This window comes from Denitratimonas organivorans, assembly GCF_037478135.1.
GTDB lineage: Bacteria > Pseudomonadota > Gammaproteobacteria > Xanthomonadales > Xanthomonadaceae > Denitratimonas.
The window spans coordinates 207,692-231,843 of sequence record NZ_JBBHDV010000001.1; the positions used below are offsets into that span (position 1 = coordinate 207,692).

A 24,152-nucleotide genomic window follows, 5' to 3' on the forward strand; every position below is an offset into this window, starting at 1 on the left:
CGCCCGCATGTCCCGATTGCAGTTCCAGTTTCTCGGCCAGGATGGCCAGGCCCGCCGTGGCCGCCTGAGCTTCCCGCGTGGTGTGGTCGAAACCCCGGCCTTCATGCCGGTCGGCACCTACGGCACGGTCAAGGCGATGACGCCCGATACGCTGCGTGCCACCGGCGCGCAGATCATCCTGGGCAACACCTTCCATCTGTACCTGCGCCCGGGACTGGATGTCGTGGCCGCGCACGGCGGCCTGCACAGGCTGGCGCGCTGGGATGGGCCGATCCTGACCGATTCGGGTGGTTTCCAGGTGTTCTCGCTGGCGCACCGGCGCAAGATCACGGAAAAGGGCGTGGCCTTCTCCTCGCCGGTGGATGGCGCGCGCGTGTTCCTTGGGCCGGAGGAAAGCATGCACATCCAGCAGGTGCTGGATTCGGACATCGTGATGATCTTCGACGAGTGCACGCCGTATGCCACCGATGGCGTGGTGACCAGCGAAAAGCGTGCGCGCGAATCGATGGAGCTGAGCCTGCGCTGGGCCGCGCGCAGCCGGGCCGAACATGATCGCCTTGGCAATGACGCGGCGCTGTTCGGCATCGTGCAGGGACATGTCTACCCGGAGCTGCGCACGCGCTCGGCGGCGGGCCTGATCGACATCGGATTCGATGGTTATGCGGTGGGTGGACTGGCCGTGGGCGAGCCGGAAGACGAGCGCAATGCGATGCTCGAACACACCTGCCCGCTGCTGCCGGCGGACCACCCGCGCTATCTGATGGGCGTGGGCCGGCCGCAGGACATCGTGGAAGCGGTGCGGCGCGGCATCGACATGTTTGATTGCGTGATGCCGACGCGAAATGCCCGCAACGGGCATTACTTCACCCGCTTCGGCACGGTGCGCATCCGCAACGCCAAATATGAAAAGGATCTGCGCCCCATCGACCCGGAGTGCAGTTGCTACGCCTGCGCCGGCGGTTTCACCCGCGCCTATCTGCGCCATCTGGACCGCTGCAACGAAATGCTCGGGCCGATGCTGGCGACGATCCACAACCTGCACTATTACCAGGAACTGATGGCCGGCATCCGCGCGGCGATTGAGGAACGGCGTTTTGAAGCGTTCGTGGCGGACTTCTACGCGCGGCTGGCCGCCGGCGAGGGCTGAACAGGCAGGAAGCCGGTGCCGCATTCGACGGCGCGGGGTGAGTGGAGAAACGCACTCGCCGTTGGGCAGCGCACTGACCGCATCAACGCGCGGCCAGTGCGGAATCCGCTGCAGCGGCGATCAGTCCAGACTTTCGTCCTTCAGTGCCGCCTTCACCCCGGCATCGGCCTGCATGTGCTTGAAGAATCGCGCGAGGTTGTCCAGATCGGACAGGTCCACGCCCATCGCATGGGCCCAGCGCAGCACCACGAACAGATACGGGTCCGCGATCGAGCGGCGGTCATCGACCAGCCAGGTGTTGGCGCCGAGCTGCGCATCCAGCTGCTCGAACTGGTCGCGCAGACGCGCCAGCGCCTTTTCCTTCAAACTCTGTTGCGCCTGCTCGCCATCGACATGGCGATCCAGCCCGAACAGCGGCGAGAAGTTCTTGTGCACATCGGCATTGAGGAATGCAGCCCAGCGGATCACGCGAGCGCGCGACAGCAGCGTGCCATCCCCGCACAACCCGGCTTCGGGTGCGAGGTTGGCCAGATAGTCCAGGATCGCCAGGTTCTGCGTGATGACCGCGCCATCGGCCAGTTGCAGCGCCGGCACCGAGCCGGCCGGATTGATCTTCAGGAACGCGCCCTTGAGTTCATCGCGCGGTACGGCGGCTGCTTCGTAGGGCAGGCCGGTCCATTCCAGCACGATGTGGTCGGCGAGCGAGCAGGCGCCGGGCAGGTAGTAGAGTTTCATCATCACCATCCGCAGTAGGGGGACGGTGGAACATGGATGCGGCCCGGTCTGCCTTCAAGCGGGAAACGGGCGCATCGGGCAACTCACAGACGCGAGACGACCTTGTAGAAGGTGTGATCGCCGATCGTGGCGACCGGTGCGCCCTGGGCCCAGGCCGGCGAGGCCAGTGCACGCACCACGAAATGGTCGGCGCCGGGCACCACCAGACTGCGCTGCGCGTGCGGCTTCTGCCAGTCCTGCTGCACGTCCAGCGTGATCGCCACGGCGCGCTCCCAGGCGCGCAGGTTGTCCATGTCGTATTGCGGGGATACCAGGGTGGGCGCGAACTGCTTGGGCGCGGTGACCACATCGCACAGGCTGTCACCCCAGCGGCCACTGTCGAGGCGGCGCAGCGCCACTTCGGCGACGGCACGCTGGCCCAGTTCGGATTGGTTGCGGGCTTCCAGATACACCGTGGTTGCCAGGCAGACCTGATCGGCATACGGCTGCGGCATGATCTGCGCAAGCCAGAGGACGACGGCCAGTTTCATCGCGGACTCCTTCTCCGTTGCATCGGGCCGACCCTTGCCCGGAAGTTCATCCGGTCGCATCCATCCAACGGCACGGGCCGTATGGAGTGATGCACAAAAAGGGGAGGCTGATATGGCGTCTTCGGGGTACGCCTGGCGCGGGCCTGTCTTGGGCATCGCGGCGCCAGCCGCAGGACAGGAGGCGGGATTCCGCATCTGCCTGTCTCAAGATTCCGGGCCGGACCGCAGGGGCGGCGGCTGGGAACCGGCGCAAGGTAAGTGTCAGTGATTTAACGAAACGTGAATGGGTCGTTCAGCGGTTCAGGCAATCGCAAGCCTGCCGGATCATGCGCTGTGTCGAAGAAACCGCATGTTGACGCCATTTCACTTGATCGACACCTGCTTCGGATTGATGAATAAACCATCAGTTCCGCAGTCCTTGGGAAAAGTCAATGAGTGCATGCGGGCGGCGCAGCGGGCCGATGTGCGCCGACGCTGGCATCGCGCCCCGCGCAGCACCTGTTACAGCCGCGCCGCCAATTCACAGCCTTGGGCGATGGCGCGCTTGGCATCCAGCTCGGCGGCCAGATCGGCGCCACCGATCACGTGAACGGACAGGCCGGCGGCACGCAGTGGTTCCAGCAGTTCACGCTGCGATTCCTGCCCGGTGCACAGCACGATGCTGTCCACCTTCAATGTCTGCGGCTGGCCGGCGATGCTGATGTGCAGGCCCTCATCATCTATATGGTGGTAACTGGCGCCACCGAGCATCCGCACCTTCGCCTTTTTCAATGTCGCGCGATGGACCCAGCCGGTGGTCTTGCCCAGACGTTTGCCGAGCGCACCCTCGGTGCGTTGCAGTAGCCAGACTTCGCGTTGCGGCGGTTCCGGCTGATGGCTGATGCCTTCGATGCCGCCGCGTGCCGCAAGCGTGGTGTCCACGCCCCATTCGGCGAGCCAGCGCTCGCGCTCAAGCGTCGGGGACGGTTGCGACTGGACCAGATATTCGGCCACATCGAAGCCGATGCCGCCGGCGCCGAGCACCGCCACTCGTGCACCGGCCTGACGGCGGCCGTCGAGCAGTTCGGCATAGGACATCACACTGGGATGGTCGACTCCGCTGATGGCAGGAATGCGCGGCACCACACCGCTGGCCAGCACGATCTCGTCGAAGCCGGCCAGCATGGCCGTATCGGCGCGGGTGGAAAGGCGTAGTTGCACGCCGCAGGTTTCGATCTGGCGGCCGAAGTAGCGCAGGGTTTCGTTGAACTCCTCCTTGCCCGGAATCTGCCGCGCCAGATGGAATTGCCCGCCGATCCGTGAGCTGGCTTCGAACAGCGTGACCTCGTGCCCGCGCTCAGCCGCGACCGTGGCACAGGCCAGCCCGGCCGGGCCGGCACCGATCACGGCGATGCGGCGCTTTGTGATGGTGGGCGTGTAGTTGAGTTCGGTTTCACGGCAGGCGCGCGGGTTGACCAGGCAGGTCGCGGGCTTGTTCAGGAAAACGTGATCCAGGCAGGCCTGATTGCAGGCGATGCAGGTGTTGATGTCCTGGCTGCGGTTCTCGCGTGCTTTGCGCACCCAGTGCGCATCGGCCAGCAGCGGCCGTGCCATCGACACCATGTCGGCCTCGCCGCTGGCCAGGATCCGTTCGGCCACATCCGGCATGTTGATCCGGTTGGTCGCCACCACGGGAATCGACAATTCCGGTTTGAGCCGCGCCGTGACCCACGAGAACGCCGCGCGCGGCACGCTGGTGACGATGGTCGGGATGCGCGCCTCGTGCCAGCCGATGCCGGTATTGATGATCGAAGCGCCGGCCGCCTCGATCGCCTTGGCGCTGGCCACGGTTTCTTCCCAGTTGGCGCCGCCTTCGACCAGCTCCAGCATCGACAGCCGGAAGATCAGAATGAAATCCCCGCCCACCGCCGCGCGGATGCGGCGCACGATCTCGGTGGCAAAACGCAGCCGGTTCTCGAAGCTTCCGCCCCACGGCGCCGCGCGGTGATTGGTGCGCGCGGCGAGGAACTGATTGATCAGGTAACCCTCCGAACCCATGATCTCGACCCCGTCGTAACCGGCCTCGCGTGCCAGACGGGCGCAGGTGGCGAAGTCCTCGATCTGGCGCTCGACCCCGCGGTCGGACAGCTCGCGCGGCGCGAACGGCGTGATCGGCGATTTGATCTTGGACGGTGCGACATTGAGCGGGTGATAGCCATAGCGCCCAGCGTGCAGGATCTGCATGCAGATGCGACCGCCTTCGGCATGCACCGCATCGGTGATTAGGCGGTGCTTGCGCGCCTCCCACGGCCACGACAGCTTGCCGGCGAACGGCTTGACCCAACCGGACACGTTCGGCGCGATGCCGCCGGTGACGATCAGCCCGACACCGCCACGCGCGCGTTCGGCGAAATAGGCTGCCAGTTTGGGGAAGTCGCGCTTGCGGTCTTCCAGACCGGTATGCATCGAACCCATCAGTACCCGGTTGGGCAGCGTGCAGTGGCCAAGATCGAGCGGGCTGAACAAATGGGGATAGACGGACGGCATGGGCATGGTGGTGGCTGGTGTGATTGATGGCACAATGCCCGTCACGGGGGCTCTGCGGCAAGCGGCGGGGGGCGGTGGTTCGCAGCGGGGCATCGCTGGCGTTGTGTTATCAATGTGTTAAACTTCTGACGCATACCGGACTGTAGACTGCGCGTCGTCGGCATTTGTCACAGAATGCCGTTAAGGATTGGATCGTGTTTTGGAATTCCCACGAAATTTGAGATTGAAGGAGCAACAGATGAAGAAGACACTTCTTGGTTGTGCACTCCTCGGCGTGCTGGGCCTCGGCGCCCAAGCTGCGACCGCGCAGGAGTTCGACGACCGCTGGTACCTCACCGGCACCGCTGGTTTCGCGATCCACGATGGTGACCGCCACGTCAGCGATGTGCCGATCTTCGGCCTCGGTGTGGGCAAGTTCTTCACTCGCAACTTCTCGCTCGATCTGGACCTGAACTCGGTCAACCCGGAGAAGGACGGCAGCGAGCTGAACTGGAGCAACTACGGTGCGATGCTGACCGGCCGTTACCACTTCAACAACCACGACCGCAACTGGTGGCCGTACCTGGCGTTCGGTGCCGGCGTGCTGCGTCACGAGTCGGAATACTCCGATCCGGCTGGTGGCCGTCCGTTCGAGCGCAAGGACAACAACCTGGCCGCACAGCTGGGCTTCGGTATGCAGGCCGACCACGACCGCATCGCGATGCGTGCCGAAGTGCTGGGTCGTTGGGACTTCGACAACCGCAGCGTGGCAGCGCCGCAGGAAGACAAGTTCCTCGACGTGCTGGCCCAGCTGACCATGGCCGTCAAGCTCGGTCCGCCGCCGGCAGCCCCGGTGGAAGTGGTTGAGGACATCGTTCCGCCGCCGCCGCCGCCGCCGAGCTGCGCCGACCTGGACGACGACGGTGACGGCGTCAACAATTGTGATGACCGCTGCCCGGATTCGCAGCCCGGCCAGACCGTTGGTCCGGATGGTTGCCCGGTGGCAGTGACCATCGACCTGCGTGGCGTCAACTTCGACTTCGACAAGGCCACCCTGCGTCCTGACGCGGAAGCCACCTTGAACGAAGCCATCACCGTGCTGCGTCAGTATCCGGAGCTGCGCGTTGAAGTGGCCGGCCACACCGACCTGTGCGGTGCCGAAACCTACAACCAGCCGCTGTCCGAGCGCCGCGCCAAGACGGTCTATGACTACCTGGCCGCCAACGGTATCGACAGCTCGCGTCTGGTGGGCCCGAGCGGTTACGGCGAAAGCCGCCCGCTGGAGCCGACCCCGCAGACCCTGCCGGGCTGCAAGAGCGAGACCAACCGTCGCACCGAGCTGAACGTCGTCCAGTAATGTGATGGAAACGGCAGGGCGCTACGGCGTCCCGCCTTCCCGCTGGAAGATGCATCCAACGCCCCGATCGTCATGATCGGGGCGTTTTTTATGCCTTGGATAACCGGATCGGCCCGCAGCAGCTCAGGGCAACCGGCGCAAACACGCCGCCGTGGGTATTCCGGCTCCGGTGGAAAGTGACCGGCGTATCCAGGGATTTACAGCGGGCGCAGTTCCGTCGCCGGACGGGCGCGTTCCCAGACTTCGTCGAAATAGTTTTGCAGCTGGCGCTGGCGTGCCGGATCGTGCAGACAGGCGCTGGCCTCGAAACGGGTCGCCAGCGGGCGGAACAGATAGCCGGCCTGGTCGTTGAGGATGAAGGCCGAGGCGTACTGCACGTCCGGCTCCTCCTCGATCACGCGGATCGCGAACAGGCTCGGCAGGCGCTGCACCAGACCGATCAGCGCATGGCCTTCGCTGACGGCACGGCGCAGATCGTGCACCAGCACGCGCACCTGCGCGCCGCGCACATCGGTGGCGAAACGCCGCAGCGCATCAGTGATTTCCGGCTGATCCAGCACCACCGGATCAAGATCGCGGGTGTAGAGCGCGATGCCGCGGCGGGCGCGCTGGATCAGTTGCAGCGTCACGGCCAGCACTTCCGGCTGGCTGTCCAGATTCTGCAGGGCGCGCTCGGTGTCAGCGGTCGCATTGCCCGCTGCGCCGCCGGGTTCCTGTTCCAGACTCCGTCGCATCCGCCGGTGCGCGATGCCGGCCTCGTCGAACTCCTCACCGAAGGCGCTGAAGCCGTATCGCTCGTAGAACCCCAGCGCATGGGTCTGGGCGTGCAGTTCCAGTTCCGGATAGCCCAGCTCGCGTGCGCGCTGGATCAGGGCTTCCAGCATCGCGGCGCCGATGCCGCGTCCGCGCCAGGGCTGCAACACCGCCATGCGGCCGATGCGGTGGTCAGGCGTCAGCCGCGCAGTGCCGATCGGGGTGCCGTCGGCTTCACGCGCCAGCACATGGACGCTGAGCGGATCGGCTTCATCCCATTCCAGTTCCTCGGGTACCTGCTGCTCGATGATGAACACCGGCACGCGCACCGCGCGCAGGTCCGGCAGGTCGGTATCGAAGCGGGCGAAATGGATCTGGAAATCGGTCGAAGCCATGGCGGAAGTCCGGCGGAGTTCAGGCGTGTGAGAGCGCCAGAATGCCGCGTTTTGCCAGTTGCTGCACCCGTTCGCGTTCTTCCTGCGTGAGATTCTCGTAGAAGGCGGCGTCGATGCTCAGACGCTGGCTCAGGTGCTGGGAAAGACGCTGGCTGGTGTCGAAGCGCTCGCCATCGATATACAGCGCCACCGCACCCGCCTCGGCGTGCCAGGCGCAGCGCGCCAGCGGATGCAGATGCAGCCCGGCGCCGGCGTGCAATCGCTTTTCCAGCTGAGCAGGCGAAGGCGGGCGTGGCGGCGGCATGATCTGCCCGGCACTGCGATAACGGGTGACAAAGGCAGCGAACCAGTCCGCCAGCGCTGCATCATCGATCTGCTGGAAACTGGCCAGCGCGGCGCGCGCACGCCGCAGCACGGCCGCATCAATGCGCCCATCGGCACTGGCCAGGTCCAGATCCGGATCGTGATAGCGCAGCGATTCGGGCAGTCTTTCAGCCAGCGTGTCGGCCAGATCCACCAGCAACTCCGCGTGCGACGGTGCGCGCATGCCGACCGACAGCGTCAGGCAGGGATCCAGCGCCACGCCATGGTGCGGAACTCCGGGCGGCAGATACAGCATGTCGCCAGGTTCCAGCACCCATTCGTGCGTCGGGGTGAACTGGCGCAGCAGTTTCAGTTCGACATCCTCGCGGAAATCCTGCGGCGGATTTTCGCCGGCGTCAATCTGCCACCGGCGTCGCCCCAGCCCCTGGAGCAGAAACACATCGTATTGGTCCACATGGGCCCCGACCGAGCCGTCCGGCGCGGCGAAACTGACCATGATGTCGTCCACGCGCCAGCCGGGCAGGAAGCGGAAATGCGCCAGCAGCGGCGCCACATCCTCGTCCCATTTGTCCACGTCCTGCACCAGCAGCGTCCAGTCGCGTTCGGGCAGATTGGCGAACACGTTTTCCGGCAGCGGGCCGCTGCGCACCTGCCACTCGTCGCTGGCGGCATCGTGCACGATCAGGCGCGACAGTGTGCCTTCTTCGCAGGCCAGCCCGGCCAGTTCATCGGGTGAGATCGGGCTGCTGAAGTCCGGCAGCGCGCGGCGGATCAGCAGCGGACGTTTCTGCCAGATATCGCGCAGGAAGTCTTCGGGCGGCATGCCCAGCAGCTGTCCGGCGCCGGCGGTGATTTCAATCATGTGATGCTCCTGCACCGCCCGCGCGGTGGCAGGCGGCGGTGTCCAACGTGACGTGGTTCAGATCGCACGCGCCAGTTCGGTGGCGGCACCGATATAGCCGGCCGGGGTGAGTTCCAGCAGGCGCTGCTTGTCTTCTTCCGGCAGTTCGAGTGTTTCGATGAAGGCGCGCATCGAGTCGCGCGTGATGCCCTGGCCACGGGTCAGTGCCTTGAGCTGTTCGTAGGGGTTGGGCAGGCCGTGGCGGCGCATCACGGTCTGTACCGCTTCGGCCAGCACTTCCCAGGCCGCGTCCAGATCCGCATCCAGGCGTTGCGGATTCACCTCCAGCTTGCCCAGGCCCTTGGCCAGCGAATCCAGCGCGATCAGGCTGTGGCCAAACGCGGTGCCGAGCGCACGCAGCACGGTCGAATCGGTCAGATCACGCTGCCAGCGGCTGATCGGCAGCTTGGTGGAGAAATGCTCGAACAGCGCATTGGCGATGCCGAAATTGCCTTCCGCATTCTCGAAGTCGATCGGGTTGACCTTGTGCGGCATCGTGCTGGAACCGACTTCGCCTTCCTTCAGCCGCTGCTTGAAATAACCCAGCGAGATGTAGCCCCAGACATCGCGGCACAGGTCGATCAGCACGGTATTGGCGCGTCGCGCCGCATCGCCGATTTCGGCCACACAGTCATGCGGTTCGATCTGCGTGGTGTACGGGTTGAACACCAGCCCCAGGCCTTCGACGAACCCCTGCGCCAGTGCCTGCCAGTACACATCCGGGTAGGCGGTCAGGTGCGCGTTGTAGTTGCCGACCGCGCCGTTGATCTTGCCGCTCAGCTCCACCTGCGCGATCTGCCGGCGCTGGCGCGAAAGGCGCGCGACCACGTTGGCGATTTCCTTGCCCAGTGTTGTCGGCGAAGCGGTCTGGCCGTGGGTGCGTGACAGCATCGGCTGTTCGGCCTGAGCATGGGCCAGCGCGCGCAAGGCTTCGATGATGTTGTCGATGGCGGGCAGCAGCACCTGTTCGCGGGCATCGCGCAGCATCAATCCGTAAGCCAGATTGTTGATGTCCTCGGAGGTGCAGGCGAAGTGCACGAATTCCTTGGCCGCGCCCAGCTCCGGGTGCTCGGCGATCTTTTCCTTGATGAAATATTCCACCGCCTTCACATCGTGATTGGTGGTGGCCTCGATCGCCTTGATGCGCGCGCCATCGGCTTCGGAAAAATCATCCGCGATGGCCTGCAGGAACTGCCGCGCCGCCGGTGAAAGCGCCGGCACTTCGGCAATCTGCGGCGTATCGGCCAGCAGGATCAGCCACGCGATCTCGACTTTGACGCGGTTGTGCATCAGGCCGAACTCGCTGAAGATCGGTCGCAGCGCGGTGACCTTGCCGGCATAGCGGCCATCGAGCGGGGACAGGGCGGTTAGGGCAGAGGTCATGGCGGCTACCGGCAGTGCGAAGGAGTCCCCGATTTTACCCCGAGGGCATGGCGCCGGGCCGGTACCGGTGCGGCACTCCGGCCGGTTTGGCTGGACACCTGTCGAAACACCCTTCGAAGGCGTCAGGCATTGGCGGCAGTGCCATCTCGCCCTGTGCCGTTTCTGCGCATTTTCAAGCCAGGCCGGGGCAGCCATGGTTCATCCAGCGCCATGCAGCAGCCATGGCGACGGCCTAGAATGGTCCGATCTTGTAACGAGAATCATTCCCATGAAAAAGACTCCGAACACCCGCATCGAACGCGACAGCATGGGCGAACTGAAAGTACCGGCTGATGCGCTCTACGGCGCGCAGACCCAGCGCGCGGTGCAGAACTTTCCGATTTCCGGCCTGACCATGCCGCCGGCCTTCATCCACGCACTGGGCCAGGTGAAGGCCGCCGCCGCCCGCGCCAATCACGGCCTCGGACACCTGGATGCAGCACGCGCCAAGGCCATCGTCGCGGCTGCCACGCAGGTGGCCAGGGGTAAGGTCGATGCGCAGTTCCCGATCGACGTGTTCCAGACCGGCTCGGGCACCTCGACCAATATGAACGCGAACGAGGTCATCGCGCATCTGGCCAACGCAGAAGGCAAGGCGCAGGTGCACCCGAACGACCACGTCAACATGGGCCAAAGCTCCAATGACGTGATCCCGACCACGATCCAGGTCTCCGCCTGGGTTGAAGTCAACGCGAAACTGCTGCCCGCGCTGGCGCATCTGCGCAAAACCATCGAGAAGCGCGCCAAGGAACTGACCCGCGTGGTCAAGACCGGCCGCACCCATCTGATGGACGCCATGCCGATCACCTTCGGCCAGGAACTGGCGGCCTGGGCCGCGCAGATCCGTTCGGCCGAAGCGCGTTTCACCGATACCGGCAAGCGCATCCGCCGCCTGCCGCAGGGCGGCACCGCCGTGGGCACCGGCATCAATGCCGATCCGCGTTTCGGCAAGCGCTTCGCCGAAGAACTGACCAAACTCACCGGCCTGCGTTTTGAAACCGCGCCCAACCTGTTTGAAGGCATCGCCTCGCAGGACGCCGCGGTGGAACTGTCCGGCCAGCTCAACACCTGGGCCGTGTCGCTGATGAAGATCGCAAACGACCTGCGCTGGATGAACTCCGGCCCGCTCGCCGGCCTGGGCGAAATCGAACTGCCGGCGCTGCAACCCGGCTCCTCGATCATGCCTGGCAAGGTCAACCCGGTGATTCCCGAAGCGGTGTGCATGGTCTGCGCCCAGGTCATGGGCAACCACACCGCGATCACCGTCGCCGGCCAGAGCGGCAACTTCCAGCTCAACGTGATGTTGCCGATGGTCGCGTACAACCTGCTGCAATCCATAGAACTGCTCGCCAACGCCAGCGTGCAACTGGCCGATGCCGCCATTGCCGGCTTCACCGTGCGCGAAGATCGCGTCGCCGAAGCCGTGGCGCGCAACCCGATCCTCGTCACCGCGCTGAACCCGGTCATCGGCTACGAAAAAGGCGCCGCCACCGCCAAACAGGCCTACGCCGAAGGTCGCCCGATCCTTGACGTAGCGCGCGAAACCACCGGCCTTTCCGACAAGCAACTGAAAAAACTGCTCGACCCGGCGGTGCTCGCCAAGGGCGGGATTCATGGTGGGGCGGGTGGGGGTGGCTGAGCCCCATCCCCCGATGCCATTCCGATAGCATCAGCGCCCAGCCCGCCATTTCGCCCGCCCATGACGCCCACCTCCATCGACCACTACGGCATCCTCACCGCGATGCTCGCGCCGGCCTTCTTCCTCACCGCCACCGCGTCGCTGATCCTTTCGGCCAACAATCGCCTGGCGCGGGTGGTGGACCGGTTGCGCGCGTTGATGTGCGAGATCGGGGAATCGCAGGACGAAGAAGACCTCGTCGTGCTGGAGCACAACATCGCCACCCAGCGTCGGCGCAGCCTGCGCATCCTCCAGGCCGGCCGCCTGCTGTACTGGGCCATCAGTTGTTTCGTCGCCACCAGCCTGACGGTAGCGGTGGACGCTTTCATCGGCTATCGGGTGGAAATGCTGCCGACGCTTTTCGCCACCGCCGGCGTGCTCGGCCTGTTCGGAGCCAGCTTGCTGCTCTCGCAGGAATCGCACATGGCCCTGGCGGCAGTGAACGAGGAAATGGACCAGGCCCACGCGCGGGCGCGGCGGCATCGCAAGGTGATTGCAACGGGCGAGTGAGTTGCTTTCTCTGGCTGCGACGCCGGTTGTCGCATTGATCGGCACACTGGGGCCGGCATCCGGCAGCCTTTCGCCCGTCTCATGAAACACCGACGCGCCGCTCTCCGGATGGATTTCCGCCGGAGAAGCGCCAGCATGACCACAGCTCCCACCCTCAAGACCACCCGCACGGGCAACACCTCCAGCGAGACCAGCCTGCGCCTGATCCAGTTGTTGCGATTGGTGCCGCGCCAGCGCAAGAAATCGGTGCGGGAGTTCCAGCGCGAACTCGATGCGCAGGGCTATGCCACCACGGTGCGCACGGTGCAGCGCGATCTGGAAAAGCTCGCCGAACTGTTTCCCATCGAGTCCGATGGCGCCAAGCCCGCCGGCTGGCGCTGGACCGTAGGCGCTGCCGATGTCTCGTTGCCCTTCATGGAACCATCGGTGGCGCTGACCTTCCTCATCCTCCAGCAACACGCCCGGCACCTGCTGCCGCCGCAGGTGCTGGAAGACCTGCAACCCCGATTCGAGGAAGCGCACAAGGCGCTGGAGCGCCAGCCCGACTCCGGCCTGCGGCGCTGGCCGCAGCGCATTGCCGTCACCAGTCGCTCCTTGCCGATGATTCCGCCGGATATCGACCCGACCATCCAGCGCGTGGTGTTCGATGCCCTGGCGCGACGCCGCCAGTTGCAGGCCGAGTATCGTCCCTACGCCAGCGAGGCGATCAATCGATACGTGCTGCATCCACAAGGGCTGATCGCACGCGAAGGCGTCATCTATCTGGTCGCGCTGGTGGACGATTACGCCGATCCGCGCTCGCTGGTCCTGCATCGCTTCGTTACTGCGCAGAGCGTGGAATTCCCCGCACGCGACCTGCCGGATTTCGACATCGACCGCTACGTGGCCGAAGGCGGCGTTTCCATCGCCACAGGTGGGCAGGTTGTGTTGAACGCCGTGTTCCGTAGTACCCGTGCCCATGCGCTCACCGAAAGCCGCATCTCGCACGATCAGCAGGTGGAGAAAGTTGCGTTCGCCGATGGCGGCACGGGCCATCGCCTCATCGCCACCGTGCAGGACACGCTGAAACTGACCTGGTGGCTGCAATCGTTTGGCAATGAATTGGTCGAGTACACCAAGGTGCCCGTGACCTGAAAGCCGCCAGGTCCCGTCATCCCGTCATTCCAGCGCAAGCTGGAATCCGTGTGGCTGCGGGCCTCCTGCCCGAGGTGGGTTATGCGCTTGCTGTAGCCGTAGAGCGATTCCAGCTTGCGCTGGAATGACGGGTTCGATTTCCTCTTGTCTGTGCGGATGCGACATTATCTGTCGCATCTTCGTGTGGAAATGGCTTCCGGCCCCATCCGGCCAGAACCCATCACCACATGAGGAAACCGCACCCGCATGAAAGTACGCATTCACCGTGGCACCCGCCAGATTGGCGGCACCTGCATCGAAGTCGCCGCCGAATCCACCCCAGGCCGCATCGTGCTCGATCTGGGCCTGCCACTGGATGCCGACACCGACGACATCGCCAGCCTGATGCCCGACGTGCCCGGCCTGCGCGATGCCAGTGATGACCTGCTCGGCGTGCTGATTTCCCACCCGCATCAGGATCACGTCGGCTTGGTGCATGACATCCACCCGGACATTCCCATCGGCATCGGTGCCGCCGGGCAGCGGATTCTGGATCGCGCTGCCGATTGGCTGGATCGCCCGAAGCTCGATGATCGTGTGCTGATCCACTGGCAATCCGGCAAACCCGTCACGCTCGGCCCGTTCACCATCACGCCGCTGCTTGTCGATCACTCCGCTTATGACGCCTATGCCTTGCTGATCCAAGCCGATGGACAACGACTGTTCTACAGCGGCGATTTCCGAGGCCACGGGCGCAAGGCCAAGCTGTTCGAGAAACTGCTGGCCAATCCGCCGCGCGACATCGACGTGCTGATGATGGAAGGCACCGTCATCGGGCGCGAGGGTGAAGGCACGCCGTTCCCCGACGAAAGCGCGCTGGAGCGCGATTTCGTCGAGGCGTTCAACAGCACCGAGGGCCTGCGCCTGGTGTGGACATCCACCCAGAACATCGACCGCATCGTCACCCTTTACCGCGCCGCCAAACGCAGCGGCAAGCGGCTGGTGCTGGATGCCTTCACTGCGGAAATGCTCGCCGCCACGGAAAACCCGAACTTGCCGCAAGCGCACTGGCCGCACATCGGTGTGTATGTGCCCGAATGGATGCGCCGCAGGATCGTGCGCGACAAGACCTTCACGCGGCTGGACCCGTTCAAGCCCAATCGCGTATTCCTAGAACACCTCGATCCGGCACGCGACATCCTGCTGTTCCGCCCCGGCATGCTGAAGGAAGTCGCCGCCAAGGCCCCGCTTGCCGGTGCGCAGCTCATCTACTCCAACTGGCGCGGCTACCTGGAGGACGACAGTACAAAACCCGTGCGCGACTGGTTGATGCAAGGCGCCATCCCGCTGCGCCGCATCCACACATCCGGCCACGCCAGCGTGTCCGATCTCCAGCGTTTCGCCACCGCGCTGGCAGCAAAAAAACTCGTGCCGATCCATTCCTTCCACGGAGACAGGTTCGACGAACTGTTCGCCAATGTGGATCGGCGTGACGATGGGGAATGGTGGTCGGCAGGAAATCAGGGAGGTGCATCATGGAAATCGTGATTCCAGACCGCTGGAGGGGAAGGTTCACCCAGTTCACACAGGAAATGCAGCCACGGTACGACTGGCTGCGCCAACAGCTTTACCTTGCCGAGTCCTGGCTCGATGGTCATGCGAACTGGCTCAAGCGCCTGGCGGCAACGGACCATCCAGACAAGCCGGGTGGCCCGTGGCAATTGGGCGTCCGCATCAGTTTCGTGCTGGATGCAGACGATCCCGAGCACGATGAGGATTCGGACAACATCATCTGCGAAATGTTCGATACGCTGCCGCTGATTCCAGGCGATGAAGGCCACTGCTATCCGCTGACCGACTGGCATAACGATTTCTGCCATATATCCGATCACCCGCTGTGCATCTGGGCGCATGGCTGGCTGACGCGCGTACTGGTGGACAGGAGCAATCCGTCGCTGGGCTGGGAAAATATCCTGCGGATCGGGCAGGTATGGGTCGATGCCTTCCTCGCCTTCGACAAGACATTTCCGCTCGATCCGTCTGCGCCAGCCGCCCCTGCATCGCCGGTAGGCATCTTCGCCCGCAACAGTTACGAGGGCGACAACTGGAAGAAAACCCTGTTCGCCAACAGGCGCCCACAGCCCGGTCCATCCAGTGACCTGATTAGCCCCATCCCTCAGCTGGCCGTCTCAGGATATGAGACGCCGCTGCGAGACGATGCCCCCGCCGAACACGCAGGAGGAGGGACATGGGCATCAATGTCGTGCAGTTCCAACACGGGTTGTCGATGAACGAGTTCATCCAACGCTATGGCACCGAGGCCAAGTGCTACCGGGCCTTGTATCAGTGGCGTTGGCCGCAGGGGTTTCGTTGCCCGAAGTGCGAGGGCCGAACCCGATCGCGCTTCCGGCGTGGAGCGACGGTGTACTACCAATGCCGCGCCTGTCGCCATCAGACCACGCTGACCAGCGGCACCTTGCTCGCCTCCACCCGATTGCCGCTGACCACGTGGTTTCAGGCGATCTACCTGCTCACCACGACCAAGACCAACATGGCAGCGCTGGAGCTCATGCGTCACCTGGGGGTGAACTACAAGGCCGCCTGGCGGCTCAAGCACAAGATCATGCAGGCCATGTTGGAGCGGGAAGAACCCAGGAAACTCAAGGGTTTCGTACAGATCGACGACGCCTACCTGGGCGGTGAGCGCAACGGTGGCAAGCCCGGGCGCGGATCGGAGAACAAGCAGCCCTTCCTCATCGCCGTACAGACGGACGAGAACCTGGAATACCCCGTCTTCGCCGTGATCGAGCCTGTGAAGGCGTTCGACAACGCGTCGCTCCGGGACTGGATCGAGCGCCGGCTGGAACCGGAATGCGAGGTCTATACCGATGGCCTGGCCTGTTTCCGGCAACTGGAAGAGGCCGGACACGCGCACACCACGTTGGTCACCGGCGGTGGTCGCGCCGCGACGCAGGCCAAAGGCGCGTGTTGGGCGAATGTGGTGCTGGCCAACGCCAAGCGTGCCATCAGCGGCGTGTACCACGCGGTGCGTCAGGCCAAGTACGCACGTCGCTACCTGGCCGAAGCCGCGTATCGCTTCAACCGCAGATTCCGCCTGCGCGACATGCTGCCTCGACTGGCGACGGCGCTGACGCGCTGCAAGCCTTGCCCAGAGCGGGTTCTGCGCTTGGCGAACAACTTTCATGGCTGAGGGATGGGGCTAATCAGGTCCAGTGATGAGCTCACCTGCGACGACATCGCCAGACTGGACCAGATGAACTCCCTCATGGCTGGCGTGGAAACGTACTTCGACACCTGTGGCCGCTGGTTTCATGCCGTCCGCAGAAAGGATGGCCACGACGCACCGAAGGAGGAAGATGGCGGATGGAACATGGAGGCGCAGATGGAGTTTGTGCTGGAGCCGTGCGACCCGCTGTTCCAGGCCGGCGGTGAAAACGCCATATATGCCAAAGACCACCATATCGCCAGTTGCATATCCGGAAAATACAGCGATCTGTCGTCAATCACCCGCACGGTCTGGAACTGGAATGAATACGAGCACTGGGCCGAACACCCGCTCGCGCACCAGCACCATTGGTGGCTGTTCCACGATCTCTACGACCATTCCTCTCCAAGGCTGGGCTGGCAGAACATCCTGCGCATCGGCAGCGTGAGAACGTACACACGGATTCACTTTTCCCAATCGTTTCCGCCTCTGGAAAGGGAGTAATTGCACGATGACAACCGTTGTTTTCTCCCATGGCAAGGAAGCGCCCCCTCTGGTTTCCAGTTCGGGATGCAGTGTCATGGAAGGCGTAGCCGCCAAGCCTGGCATCATCGAATGAACCTTTACATCGACACCGAGTTCACATCGCTGTCCGACCCGCGCCTGATTTCGATTGGTGCCGTGACGGATGATGGGCGCAGCTTCTACGGCATCGTCGGCGACTTCCCGCAAAGCGCGTGTACCCGATTCGTCCGCGAACAGGTGCTGCCTTGGCTGGACCTGCATGCTGCCGATGCGAGTGCTTCATTCGAGGTGCTGGCATGGCGCTTCCGCGATTGGCTGGCTGAAGTCTCAGCCACCTCCGCGCGGCCCTGCCGGCTGTTCGTCGATGATGAGGCCGACCTTGAAATGCTGCGGCAACTCCTGCGCAAAGGCGGCTGGATGCCAGTGGACATCGAGGCCTACTGCGTGCTGCACCCGCTGTCTTCGGCGAATGATGCGCTTCCTGCGCTCGAGCGTTGGTTCAATGAAAATCCCGGGCGATGCAGGCACAATGCACTGGATGATGCCTGGGCCTACCGCCATGCGATAACAAGCAATGGCACCTCAGACGCATGAAGACCTTTCTCGATGAGGAGCGCCAGACGCCCGAAGGACGGAAAGAATTCGTGCCGCCGATGATCCAGACACATTCGGCGAATGTTTCGGCACAGAAGAAGATAGTGGCGGAAATTCGGGCAATGAAATTGCGCTGTGTGCAGTCCGCCGGTTATTGGAAACGCTTGCGTCAATGATTGATTTTATTAGAATTTTACGGGAGAATAAAATATGACCATTCCATATCTGGAAGCTAGGGCATGGGACGCATGGACTCGTGATGAAAGGTTCTTCTGTTCTGCTCTGTATTGGGGCGCGCGCCAGAGAAGTTCTGCTGAATTTGCAAAATGGACTATTGAAAAATGCGACCTCCCAATCTCGGCGGAGGGTGGCTGGGACATGGGGTTTGAGGTTGTTTTTTATCGTGATTTCCTTGCCAGGAAAGGCAAAAGCGCTAAACTTCTTGGATACAGCCCGAAGCGAACGTTCGATCTTTGCCTGTTCGGTGAAAAAAGCATCATCATCATCGAAGCCAAGGCTGACAGTGCGTTTGACTTCAACCAGGTCGGCAGTTGCAGGCAGGACAAGATTGCCATTCCCAAGATTCTCAAGGAGAGCTTCTCCGATTCCGCTATGGACTTCCCTGTCTACTTGGTAGCCTTGATTTCGAGCGCATATAAAAAAAACCACGAGACCCATGGAAAGACCGATTGCAATGGAGACAGTACCTTAAGCGTCTTCGACGGAATAGTGACGTGGGAGGAGGTATCTGGGTTTTTCCAATGCGATGAGGAAATACAAAAATTGCTGCTGCGGGCTGATGGCATCTATAAGGAAAAATACACGCCCTCTTGCGATTGAGCAACGCCTTGCGCCTGATCGATCACGGCAGCTTTCTAGATGCGACTCAGCGCAAGCACCTCCACGCGCGAACATCACTCAAACCTCCCACTCACCCCACTCGCCGCATTCTCGAACCGCGTGTACTGCCCGCGAAACGCCAGTTTCACCGTGCCGGTGGGGCCGTTGCGTTGTTTGCCGATGATGACTTCCGCCAGGCCCTTGTCCGGCGAGTCGGGGTGATAGTACTCGTCGCGGTAGATGAACATGATGATGTCGGTATCCTGTTCGATGGCACCGGACTCTCGCAAGTCGCTCATTATCGGACGCTTGTCGCTGCGCTGTTCCAAGCTGCGGTTGAGTTGCGAGAGGGCGATCACCGGCAGGTTCAGTTCCTTGGCCAGTGCCTTGAGTGAGCGGCTGATTTCGGAAATCTCCGTGGCGCGGTTTTCCTTGTTTCCCGGCACCTGCATCAGTTGCAGGTAGTCGACCACGATCAATCCCAGTTCCTGCTCGCGTGCGAGGCGGCGTGCGCGTGAACGCAGTTCCGCCGGAGAGAGCGCGGGCGTGTCGTCGATGAACAGCTTGAGGTCACTGAGCGAGACTAAGGCCTGGCTCATTCGTGACCAGTCTTCATACTCAAGCTGTCCGGTTCGCAGGCGCTGGGCATTGATGCGCCCCAGCGAGGAGATCAAGCGATAGGCAAGTTGCTCGATGGACATTTCCATCGAAAACACGGCAACGGCCTTTCCGCTGTGCATCACTGCATGCTCGGCGATGTTCAACGCCAGGGCAGTCTTTCCCATCGAGGGGCGGGCGGCAAGGATCACCAGATCGGCCGGTTGCAGTCCGCCCGTCGTCATCCGATCCAGGTCGATGAAGCCGGTGGAGAGTCCGATGGATGCGCCGGGATTATCGTGGCGCCTGCTCACCTCAACCAAGGCGGCCTTGAGTGCATTGCGTACGATGACGAATCCCTGCCCCGGGCGCTGGCGGCTGTTGGCGATGGCGAGCAGGCGGTTTTCGGCTTCGGTCAGGACTTCTTCGCTGGAGAGTCCCTCCGGGTTGAAAGCGCGATCCGCACTGGCGGTGCAAACGTCTATGATCTGCCGCAGAGTGGCCTTTTCCCGAACGATGTCGGCACAGGCAGTGACATTGGAAGCCGATGGCGTGGTGCTGGCCAGTTCGAGGATGTAGCCGCTGACGACATCCTTGTATTGGCTGGCATGGGCGTCGAACCACTCGGCCAGGGTCACGGCATCCCAAGGCTGGTTGCGTTCGGCAAGCTGGCAGATGGCGCGGAAAATCAGGCGGTGTTCGATGCGGAAAAAATCGGCCTCCGAAACACGGCCCTCGATGCGCTCGATGGCCTGTGCGGAAATCAGCAACCCGCCCAGCACCGCCTGCTCGGCCTCGATGGCGACCGGGCGGAATCGTCCGGATGGCTTCATGCCTGCGCCCCGTATGCCAACGCCAGCATCGAGAAATTGTCCGGTGCACCACGCTCCAGCACGGCCCGGCGGGTGACTTCGACCATTTTCAGCGGATCGGATGGGGCTGCCATCGCCACCAGCCATGCCGTTTCGTCCAGCACATCGTGCACACCATCGCTGCACAGGATCAGGCGATCACCGGGTTTGAGTTCGGTGGTTTCGCGGTGTACGGCAAAATCTTCGGCTTCCGGGTCGGCGATCAGGCAGTCGCTCAAGGCGTGGTAGACGCTGGCGTACTCGATGCCGGCCTGCGCTTGTCCGCTGTCGATCAAATGCTGGAGTTCGGTGTGATCCCGGCTCAGTTGCGTGGTGTCGCCATTGGCGCGGATCAGATAGGCACGGCTGTCGCCGCTGTTGACAATGGCAAGGCGGTTGCCGCGCAGGTGTGCGGCAACGAGGGTGGTGGATGCGCCCCATGCGAGGCGACGCGAGGCGAGCGCGTCGCAGAGTGCGGTTTGTGCGGCGCGCACATGGCGGGTGCCGAGCAGGCCATCGAAAGACCAGTCGGATCGCGCCTGGAGCTGTTCGGCCAGCGCCTGAACCACGAGCAGGCTGGCGCGTGCAGGTGTGGGGCTGGTGGCGACGCCATCGGCGATGGCGAGCAGGGTTTCGGCGGCAGCGGGGATTTCGCGCGGCGGCATGTCGGCGTGCTGGCAGGCGCAGCCGGCCAGCCACATGGCATCCTGCTGCTGCCGGTTGCGGCCCCGGTGCATGGTCGCTGCGATGCGCAACCGGGAAGCGCTGTGCGGGGATTCGCCCGGCATCAGCGCAGGTCCTCGTCGATCAGCGCCACATCCACATCGCCCAGGTCGATCCGTCCACCGCCGCCCACGGCTTCAGCCCATGAAGGGAACCCGCCTATCGCAACTTCCAGCATGTAGCCGCTGGGTTCGCAATCGGCCTCGACCTCTGCCGCCGTCGTCGTGCCGGCCCATTCGAGCAGGCGGGCGGTCTGCTCGGCGCTCAACGTGATCTGCATCCGGGTGGTGTGCGTGGGCATGCGTGCTCCTCGTGGTTGTCTTTCCTGAGAAGCGTATTTCGGCATACCGGTGCGACAGGGGTCGTCGCATCGCCGGAGAAATCGTGCAGGGGCATCCGAAGGCGGGGGTCTTCATCATTTCGATACGACTGTCGCTGTCGCACTTGCCTGCATCATGCAGCGCATCCATACGCGATCCATTACATGCGAACGGCCTTCTTCCAGGGAACGGTGCCGGTTTGGCCTGGGTTCGACCCGCTCAGGCCAATGCTTCGGCCCGCAATCCCAACCTGGCGGCCCAGCGTCGCAAGGCTTTGTTGACGGTCAGGAGCGGCTCGCCGCCTGCGGGATAGCCTCCGGGCGCACACGAAAAGGCCGCCGTAAAACCGGCGGCCTTTTCGTGTGGTGTGGTCAGGCCATCAGCGCCTCACGCATCATCGCGCCTGCGCCGCAGCCAGATCGCCAGCGCAATCATCGCGGTGCCCGCCGCCATGCCGATCCAGACATCGGCGCCGGCGAAGATGTGCCAGCCGCGGCTCAGGTCGATGACGCGCATCAGGTCCGAAGGGTTTTCGATGTGCTGTGCGCTGGCGGCAAGGCGGCCGACCAGGGTACTGTCGATGTACCAGGTGCCCGGTGCGATGCTGAGCAGGCCGCGATAGACCAGCGTGTACCAGATGCTGCCGTGCGGCATCGAGATGCCGGGCAGGGCGCCCATCCAGCTCAGCAGCGTGGCCGACAGCACCGGCACCAGCACGGCCCAGAGGAACGGTTTGCTGCGCGCGAACGCCGAGCACAGCATCAGCCAGCCCACGGTCGGCAGCGACCAGGCGGCGTAGACCGGCACGATGCTCAAGGCGTTGAACGTGACCCTTATCGGGTGCGAGTGCCAGATCATCGCCCAGCTGCCGTCCATGCCGTTGATCGCCATGGTCAGCGCCGAAATCAGCAGCAGGCAGGCGCCGATGGCAAGGCCGATCCCGATCGCCAGCACTGGCGCCAGCAGCAGCGCCCAGGCCAGTTTGGACAGCACGGTCAGCCAGTCGGAGACCGGCAGCGATTTCCAGAACAGGATGCTGCGGTCGCGGCGGTCGTCGTAGAGCGCCCCGAGGCAGTAGAAGAACACCACGAAGCCCAGCACCAGCACGACGATGCCGACGCCGGCCAGCAGGCCGCCGTCGCCGATGAAACCCATCTGGCGGGCGAACTCGTCGCTGCTCATCGCGGCATTGAGGTTCTCCGGCTTGTCGATGCCGGAAAGGTGCAGGCTGCCGGCCAGTGCGCCGAGCAGGCTCAATGCGCAGATCACAATGCCGGCGATCACCGGTGCCCAGAAGAAGCCGCCGCGGTTTTCCCAGAATTCGCGCCGCAGCAGCCAGCCGAACTTGCGTGCCGGCGAGAGGGAGGAGGTGGAGGCGTTCATGCGTAGGTTCCTTTCATCGTGGCCACGAACAGATCGGCGACATTGGGCGTGCGCAGCTCGCCCAGTTGCGCCAGGCGCGGGCGGGCGATGCCGTCGAACAGGAAGATGGATTTGCCGAACACGGTGCGTTCGTCCAATGGGCCGAGTGCGCGTGCGGCCTCGGCGTGTTCTGGCCCGACCATCACTTCGGTGAAGCGCTCGGCGACTTCGTCCATCGTGGCGGCCAGCGCGATCTGGCCGGCGCGCACGAACAGGATGTCGGTCAGGATGTGCTCGATCTCTTCGACCTGGTGGGTGGTGACGACGATGGTTTTTTCCTCGTCGAAATAGTCGTTCAGCAGGCTCTGGTAGAACTGCTTGCGGTAGAGGATGTCCAGCCCGAGCGTGGGTTCGTCCAGTACCAGCACCTTGGCGTCGATGGCCATCACCAGCGCCAGATGCAGCTGCACGATCATGCCCTTGCTCATCTCGCGCACGCGCTGTTTGGGCTGGAGCTTGGTGCGGGCGAGGAAGGCTTCGCACTTGGCGCGCGAGAAGCGCGGATGCACACCTTCGACGAAATCAATCGCCTGCGATACGCGGATCCAGCGCGGCAGGATTGCGACATCGGCGATGAAGCAGACATCGTTCATCAGCTTGTCGCGTGATACGCGCGGGTCCTGGCCCAGCACCGACAGCTCGCCCTCGAACGAGGTCAGGCCCAGGATCGCCTTCAACGCGGTGGTCTTGCCGGCGCCGTTGGGGCCGATCAGGCCGACGATGCGGCCCGGCGCGATGGAGAAGCTGACATCGTCCAGCGCCGGCTTGCCGTTGTATTTCTTGGTCAGATTGCGGGCGACGATGGCGCTCATGGGGTGTCTCCTGCGGAAGCGGTTTCGATCTGCGCGCGCAGCGTGTCCCAGGCCAGGCCGAGCCGGTTGATGCGCTCGACGATGGCCGGCCATTCCTGGGTCAGGAACTGCTGGCGCTCGGAAGCCAGCAACTGTTGCGGGGCGCCTTCGGTGACGAACATGCCAAGTCCTCTGCGTTTTTCCACGATGTTTTCGTCCGCCAGCTCCTGGTAGGCGCGCGAGACGGTGATGGGATTGAGTTGATAGTCGGCGGCCACCTGGCGGACCGAAGGGGCTGCATCGCCGGGCTTGAGCAGCCCGTCCAGGATCATCGCGACGATGCGTTCCTTCAGTTGCAGGTAGATCGGGGTGGTGTCGCTCCAGGTCACGCTCATGCTCAGGACTCCGAAGGTGGACGCGGCAACAGCGATCCGAACGAGAAATAGGGCATCTGGAGTGTCACTCCACGCGTGCCGGAACGGGAGTGGCTTTTGTCCTGCACCGGGCGGTCGTCGGCTTCTTCGCGGACTTCGATCAGCAGCGAACGGTCGCTGGCCACCAGTTGCACCTTGGGGCTGCGGAACTGGAACAGCGCGGTTGCCGGGGCTTCGAGCTGCGTGGCCGGTACCGCGGCCATGCCTTGCGGCAGCAGCGGCATCACGGGTTCGCCAAGCACGATGCCCAGGGTCAGGGCCATGAAGGCCAGCGCCAGGCCGGCCAGGACGTTTTTCAGTTTGTGCTGCATGGCGGTTTCCTTGGGTGCGGTGATGAGTTGGTGTGCTGGTAGACTACAACACCATAATTCCCGATGCAACAGATCATTTGTAGTGGCTGTTTGGCTGCCGTTTGGCTGCGGCCGGGGCCGGCTTGGCGTATCGTTTGAAGCTGACTTG

Annotated in this window: 25 protein-coding genes; 12 read left to right on the forward strand and 13 right to left on the reverse strand. The window is 63.6% G+C overall.

Annotation, left to right across the window (positions count from 1 at the left end):
- Window positions 1–7: 7 nt before the first annotated feature.
- Entirely contained in the window at window positions 8–1,147 is a 1,140-nt protein-coding gene (tgt, locus tag WDB66_RS00895) for a tRNA guanosine(34) transglycosylase Tgt (RefSeq protein WP_339396538.1), read from the forward strand.
- 120 nt (window positions 1,148–1,267) lie between these two features.
- Here tgt and WDB66_RS00900 read toward each other — a convergent pair whose 3' ends face one another.
- The 3 genes from WDB66_RS00900 to WDB66_RS00910 form a co-directional block, all read right to left on the reverse strand.
- A complete protein-coding gene (locus WDB66_RS00900) occupies window positions 1,268–1,882 on the reverse strand; it encodes a glutathione binding-like protein (RefSeq protein ID WP_339396539.1) in 615 nt (204 codons plus the stop codon).
- A gap of 83 nt (window positions 1,883–1,965) precedes the next feature.
- Window positions 1,966–2,412 (reverse strand): cell wall hydrolase, encoded by a 447-nt coding sequence (locus WDB66_RS00905; protein WP_339396540.1) that lies wholly within the window; start codon window positions 2,410–2,412, stop codon window positions 1,966–1,968.
- A 501-nt stretch (window positions 2,413–2,913) separates the two neighbouring features.
- Window positions 2,914–4,944: an FAD-dependent oxidoreductase gene (locus WDB66_RS00910; protein WP_339396541.1), complete on the reverse strand. Its 2,031-nt coding sequence runs from the start codon at window positions 4,942–4,944 to the stop codon at window positions 2,914–2,916.
- 232 nt (window positions 4,945–5,176) lie between these two features.
- Between WDB66_RS00910 and WDB66_RS00915 the strand changes: the two genes are divergently transcribed.
- Entirely contained in the window at window positions 5,177–6,274 is a 1,098-nt protein-coding gene (locus WDB66_RS00915) for an OmpA family protein (protein WP_339396542.1), read from the forward strand.
- 197 nt (window positions 6,275–6,471) lie between these two features.
- On the opposite strand, the gene WDB66_RS00920 is transcribed toward WDB66_RS00915, so the two are convergent.
- From WDB66_RS00920 to purB, 3 genes are read right to left on the reverse strand one after another with little or no spacing between them, the layout of a single operon-like run.
- Window positions 6,472–7,422 carry a GNAT family N-acetyltransferase gene (locus WDB66_RS00920; RefSeq protein WP_339396543.1) on the reverse strand — a complete coding sequence of 317 codons (951 nt, stop codon included), beginning with the start codon at window positions 7,420–7,422 and terminating at the stop codon, window positions 6,472–6,474.
- 19 nt (window positions 7,423–7,441) lie between these two features.
- Complete coding sequence (locus WDB66_RS00925) at window positions 7,442–8,608, reverse strand: cupin domain-containing protein (protein WP_339396544.1); 1,167 nt, start codon at window positions 8,606–8,608, stop codon at window positions 7,442–7,444.
- A gap of 57 nt (window positions 8,609–8,665) precedes the next feature.
- Window positions 8,666–10,030, reverse strand: a complete 1,365-nt coding sequence (gene purB / locus WDB66_RS00930) for an adenylosuccinate lyase (protein WP_339396545.1) — start codon at window positions 10,028–10,030, stop codon at window positions 8,666–8,668.
- Window positions 10,031–10,298: 268 nt separating this feature from the next.
- Between purB and WDB66_RS00935 the strand changes: the two genes are divergently transcribed.
- From WDB66_RS00935 to WDB66_RS00980, 10 genes are all read left to right on the forward strand, one after another.
- Window positions 10,299–11,708, forward strand: a complete 1,410-nt coding sequence (locus WDB66_RS00935) for a class II fumarate hydratase (RefSeq protein WP_339396546.1) — start codon at window positions 10,299–10,301, stop codon at window positions 11,706–11,708.
- A 60-nt stretch (window positions 11,709–11,768) separates the two neighbouring features.
- A complete protein-coding gene (locus tag WDB66_RS00940) occupies window positions 11,769–12,257 on the forward strand; it encodes a DUF2721 domain-containing protein (RefSeq protein ID WP_339396547.1) in 489 nt (162 codons plus the stop codon).
- 135 nt (window positions 12,258–12,392) lie between these two features.
- Window positions 12,393–13,391 carry a helix-turn-helix transcriptional regulator gene (locus WDB66_RS00945; RefSeq protein WP_339396548.1) on the forward strand — a complete coding sequence of 333 codons (999 nt, stop codon included), beginning with the start codon at window positions 12,393–12,395 and terminating at the stop codon, window positions 13,389–13,391.
- A gap of 246 nt (window positions 13,392–13,637) precedes the next feature.
- On the forward strand, window positions 13,638–14,918 hold the full coding sequence (locus tag WDB66_RS00950; RefSeq protein WP_339396549.1) for an MBL fold metallo-hydrolase: 1,281 nt from the start codon (window positions 13,638–13,640) through the stop codon (window positions 14,916–14,918).
- Window positions 14,906–15,661, forward strand: a complete 756-nt coding sequence (locus tag WDB66_RS00955; protein WP_339396550.1) for a hypothetical protein — start codon at window positions 14,906–14,908, stop codon at window positions 15,659–15,661. The genes WDB66_RS00950 and WDB66_RS00955 overlap by 13 nt, the downstream gene beginning before the upstream one ends.
- Window positions 15,619–16,581: an IS1595 family transposase gene (locus WDB66_RS00960; RefSeq protein WP_339396551.1), complete on the forward strand. Its 963-nt coding sequence runs from the start codon at window positions 15,619–15,621 to the stop codon at window positions 16,579–16,581. Before WDB66_RS00955 ends, WDB66_RS00960 begins: the two co-directional genes overlap by 43 nt.
- A gap of 63 nt (window positions 16,582–16,644) precedes the next feature.
- Window positions 16,645–17,100, forward strand: a complete 456-nt coding sequence (locus WDB66_RS00965; protein ID WP_339396552.1) for a hypothetical protein — start codon at window positions 16,645–16,647, stop codon at window positions 17,098–17,100.
- Complete coding sequence (locus WDB66_RS00970; protein ID WP_339396553.1) at window positions 17,101–17,715, forward strand: 3'-5' exonuclease family protein; 615 nt, start codon at window positions 17,101–17,103, stop codon at window positions 17,713–17,715.
- A complete protein-coding gene (locus WDB66_RS00975; protein WP_339396554.1) occupies window positions 17,712–17,891 on the forward strand; it encodes a hypothetical protein in 180 nt (59 codons plus the stop codon). Before WDB66_RS00970 ends, WDB66_RS00975 begins: the two co-directional genes overlap by 4 nt.
- Before the next feature lie 34 nt (window positions 17,892–17,925).
- Complete coding sequence (locus tag WDB66_RS00980) at window positions 17,926–18,555, forward strand: hypothetical protein (RefSeq protein ID WP_339396555.1); 630 nt, start codon at window positions 17,926–17,928, stop codon at window positions 18,553–18,555.
- A 74-nt stretch (window positions 18,556–18,629) separates the two neighbouring features.
- Here WDB66_RS00980 and dnaB read toward each other — a convergent pair whose 3' ends face one another.
- From dnaB to WDB66_RS01015, 7 genes are all read right to left on the reverse strand, one after another.
- Window positions 18,630–19,985: a replicative DNA helicase gene (dnaB, locus tag WDB66_RS00985; RefSeq protein ID WP_339396556.1), complete on the reverse strand. Its 1,356-nt coding sequence runs from the start codon at window positions 19,983–19,985 to the stop codon at window positions 18,630–18,632.
- Window positions 19,982–20,740 (reverse strand): PP2C family protein-serine/threonine phosphatase, encoded by a 759-nt coding sequence (locus WDB66_RS00990; RefSeq protein WP_339396557.1) that lies wholly within the window; start codon window positions 20,738–20,740, stop codon window positions 19,982–19,984. Before WDB66_RS00990 ends, dnaB begins: the two co-directional genes overlap by 4 nt.
- Before the next feature lie 50 nt (window positions 20,741–20,790).
- A complete protein-coding gene (locus WDB66_RS00995) occupies window positions 20,791–21,027 on the reverse strand; it encodes a hypothetical protein (protein WP_339396558.1) in 237 nt (78 codons plus the stop codon).
- 406 nt (window positions 21,028–21,433) lie between these two features.
- Window positions 21,434–22,429, reverse strand: a complete 996-nt coding sequence (locus WDB66_RS01000; protein WP_339396559.1) for an ABC transporter permease — start codon at window positions 22,427–22,429, stop codon at window positions 21,434–21,436.
- Window positions 22,426–23,280 carry an ABC transporter ATP-binding protein gene (locus tag WDB66_RS01005; protein WP_339396560.1) on the reverse strand — a complete coding sequence of 285 codons (855 nt, stop codon included), beginning with the start codon at window positions 23,278–23,280 and terminating at the stop codon, window positions 22,426–22,428. The genes WDB66_RS01000 and WDB66_RS01005 overlap by 4 nt, the downstream gene beginning before the upstream one ends.
- Complete coding sequence (locus WDB66_RS01010; RefSeq protein WP_339396561.1) at window positions 23,277–23,654, reverse strand: GntR family transcriptional regulator; 378 nt, start codon at window positions 23,652–23,654, stop codon at window positions 23,277–23,279. The genes WDB66_RS01005 and WDB66_RS01010 overlap by 4 nt, the downstream gene beginning before the upstream one ends.
- A 2-nt stretch (window positions 23,655–23,656) precedes the next feature.
- Window positions 23,657–24,004, reverse strand: a complete 348-nt coding sequence (locus tag WDB66_RS01015; protein ID WP_339396562.1) for a hypothetical protein — start codon at window positions 24,002–24,004, stop codon at window positions 23,657–23,659.
- Window positions 24,005–24,152 lie beyond the last annotated feature (148 nt).

Coding starts and splice junctions, on each gene's coding strand:
- WDB66_RS00995 (WP_339396558.1), bottom strand. CDS start 21,027: ATGCCCACGCACACCACCCGGATGCAGATCACGTTGAGCGCCGAGCAG.
- WDB66_RS00965 (WP_339396552.1), top strand. CDS start 16,645: ATGAACTCCCTCATGGCTGGCGTGGAAACGTACTTCGACACCTGTGGC.
- WDB66_RS00955 (WP_339396550.1), top strand. CDS start 14,906: ATGGAAATCGTGATTCCAGACCGCTGGAGGGGAAGGTTCACCCAGTTC.
- WDB66_RS00935 (WP_339396546.1), top strand. CDS start 10,299: ATGAAAAAGACTCCGAACACCCGCATCGAACGCGACAGCATGGGCGAA.
- WDB66_RS00900 (WP_339396539.1), bottom strand. CDS start 1,882: ATGAAACTCTACTACCTGCCCGGCGCCTGCTCGCTCGCCGACCACATC.
- WDB66_RS01010 (WP_339396561.1), bottom strand. CDS start 23,654: ATGAGCGTGACCTGGAGCGACACCACCCCGATCTACCTGCAACTGAAG.
- WDB66_RS00905 (WP_339396540.1), bottom strand. CDS start 2,412: ATGAAACTGGCCGTCGTCCTCTGGCTTGCGCAGATCATGCCGCAGCCG.
- WDB66_RS00950 (WP_339396549.1), top strand. CDS start 13,638: ATGAAAGTACGCATTCACCGTGGCACCCGCCAGATTGGCGGCACCTGC.
- WDB66_RS00960 (WP_339396551.1), top strand. CDS start 15,619: ATGGGCATCAATGTCGTGCAGTTCCAACACGGGTTGTCGATGAACGAG.
- WDB66_RS00915 (WP_339396542.1), top strand. CDS start 5,177: ATGAAGAAGACACTTCTTGGTTGTGCACTCCTCGGCGTGCTGGGCCTC.
- WDB66_RS00975 (WP_339396554.1), top strand. CDS start 17,712: ATGAAGACCTTTCTCGATGAGGAGCGCCAGACGCCCGAAGGACGGAAA.
- dnaB (WP_339396556.1), bottom strand. CDS start 19,985: ATGAAGCCATCCGGACGATTCCGCCCGGTCGCCATCGAGGCCGAGCAG.
- WDB66_RS00910 (WP_339396541.1), bottom strand. CDS start 4,944: ATGCCCATGCCGTCCGTCTATCCCCATTTGTTCAGCCCGCTCGATCTT.
- WDB66_RS00940 (WP_339396547.1), top strand. CDS start 11,769: ATGACGCCCACCTCCATCGACCACTACGGCATCCTCACCGCGATGCTC.
- WDB66_RS00920 (WP_339396543.1), bottom strand. CDS start 7,422: ATGGCTTCGACCGATTTCCAGATCCATTTCGCCCGCTTCGATACCGAC.
- purB (WP_339396545.1), bottom strand. CDS start 10,030: ATGACCTCTGCCCTAACCGCCCTGTCCCCGCTCGATGGCCGCTATGCC.
- WDB66_RS01005 (WP_339396560.1), bottom strand. CDS start 23,280: ATGAGCGCCATCGTCGCCCGCAATCTGACCAAGAAATACAACGGCAAG.
- WDB66_RS00925 (WP_339396544.1), bottom strand. CDS start 8,608: ATGATTGAAATCACCGCCGGCGCCGGACAGCTGCTGGGCATGCCGCCC.
- WDB66_RS01015 (WP_339396562.1), bottom strand. CDS start 24,004: ATGCAGCACAAACTGAAAAACGTCCTGGCCGGCCTGGCGCTGGCCTTC.
- WDB66_RS00990 (WP_339396557.1), bottom strand. CDS start 20,740: ATGCACCGGGGCCGCAACCGGCAGCAGCAGGATGCCATGTGGCTGGCC.
- WDB66_RS00980 (WP_339396555.1), top strand. CDS start 17,926: ATGACCATTCCATATCTGGAAGCTAGGGCATGGGACGCATGGACTCGT.
- tgt (WP_339396538.1), top strand. CDS start 8: ATGTCCCGATTGCAGTTCCAGTTTCTCGGCCAGGATGGCCAGGCCCGC.
- WDB66_RS01000 (WP_339396559.1), bottom strand. CDS start 22,429: ATGAACGCCTCCACCTCCTCCCTCTCGCCGGCACGCAAGTTCGGCTGG.
- WDB66_RS00945 (WP_339396548.1), top strand. CDS start 12,393: ATGACCACAGCTCCCACCCTCAAGACCACCCGCACGGGCAACACCTCC.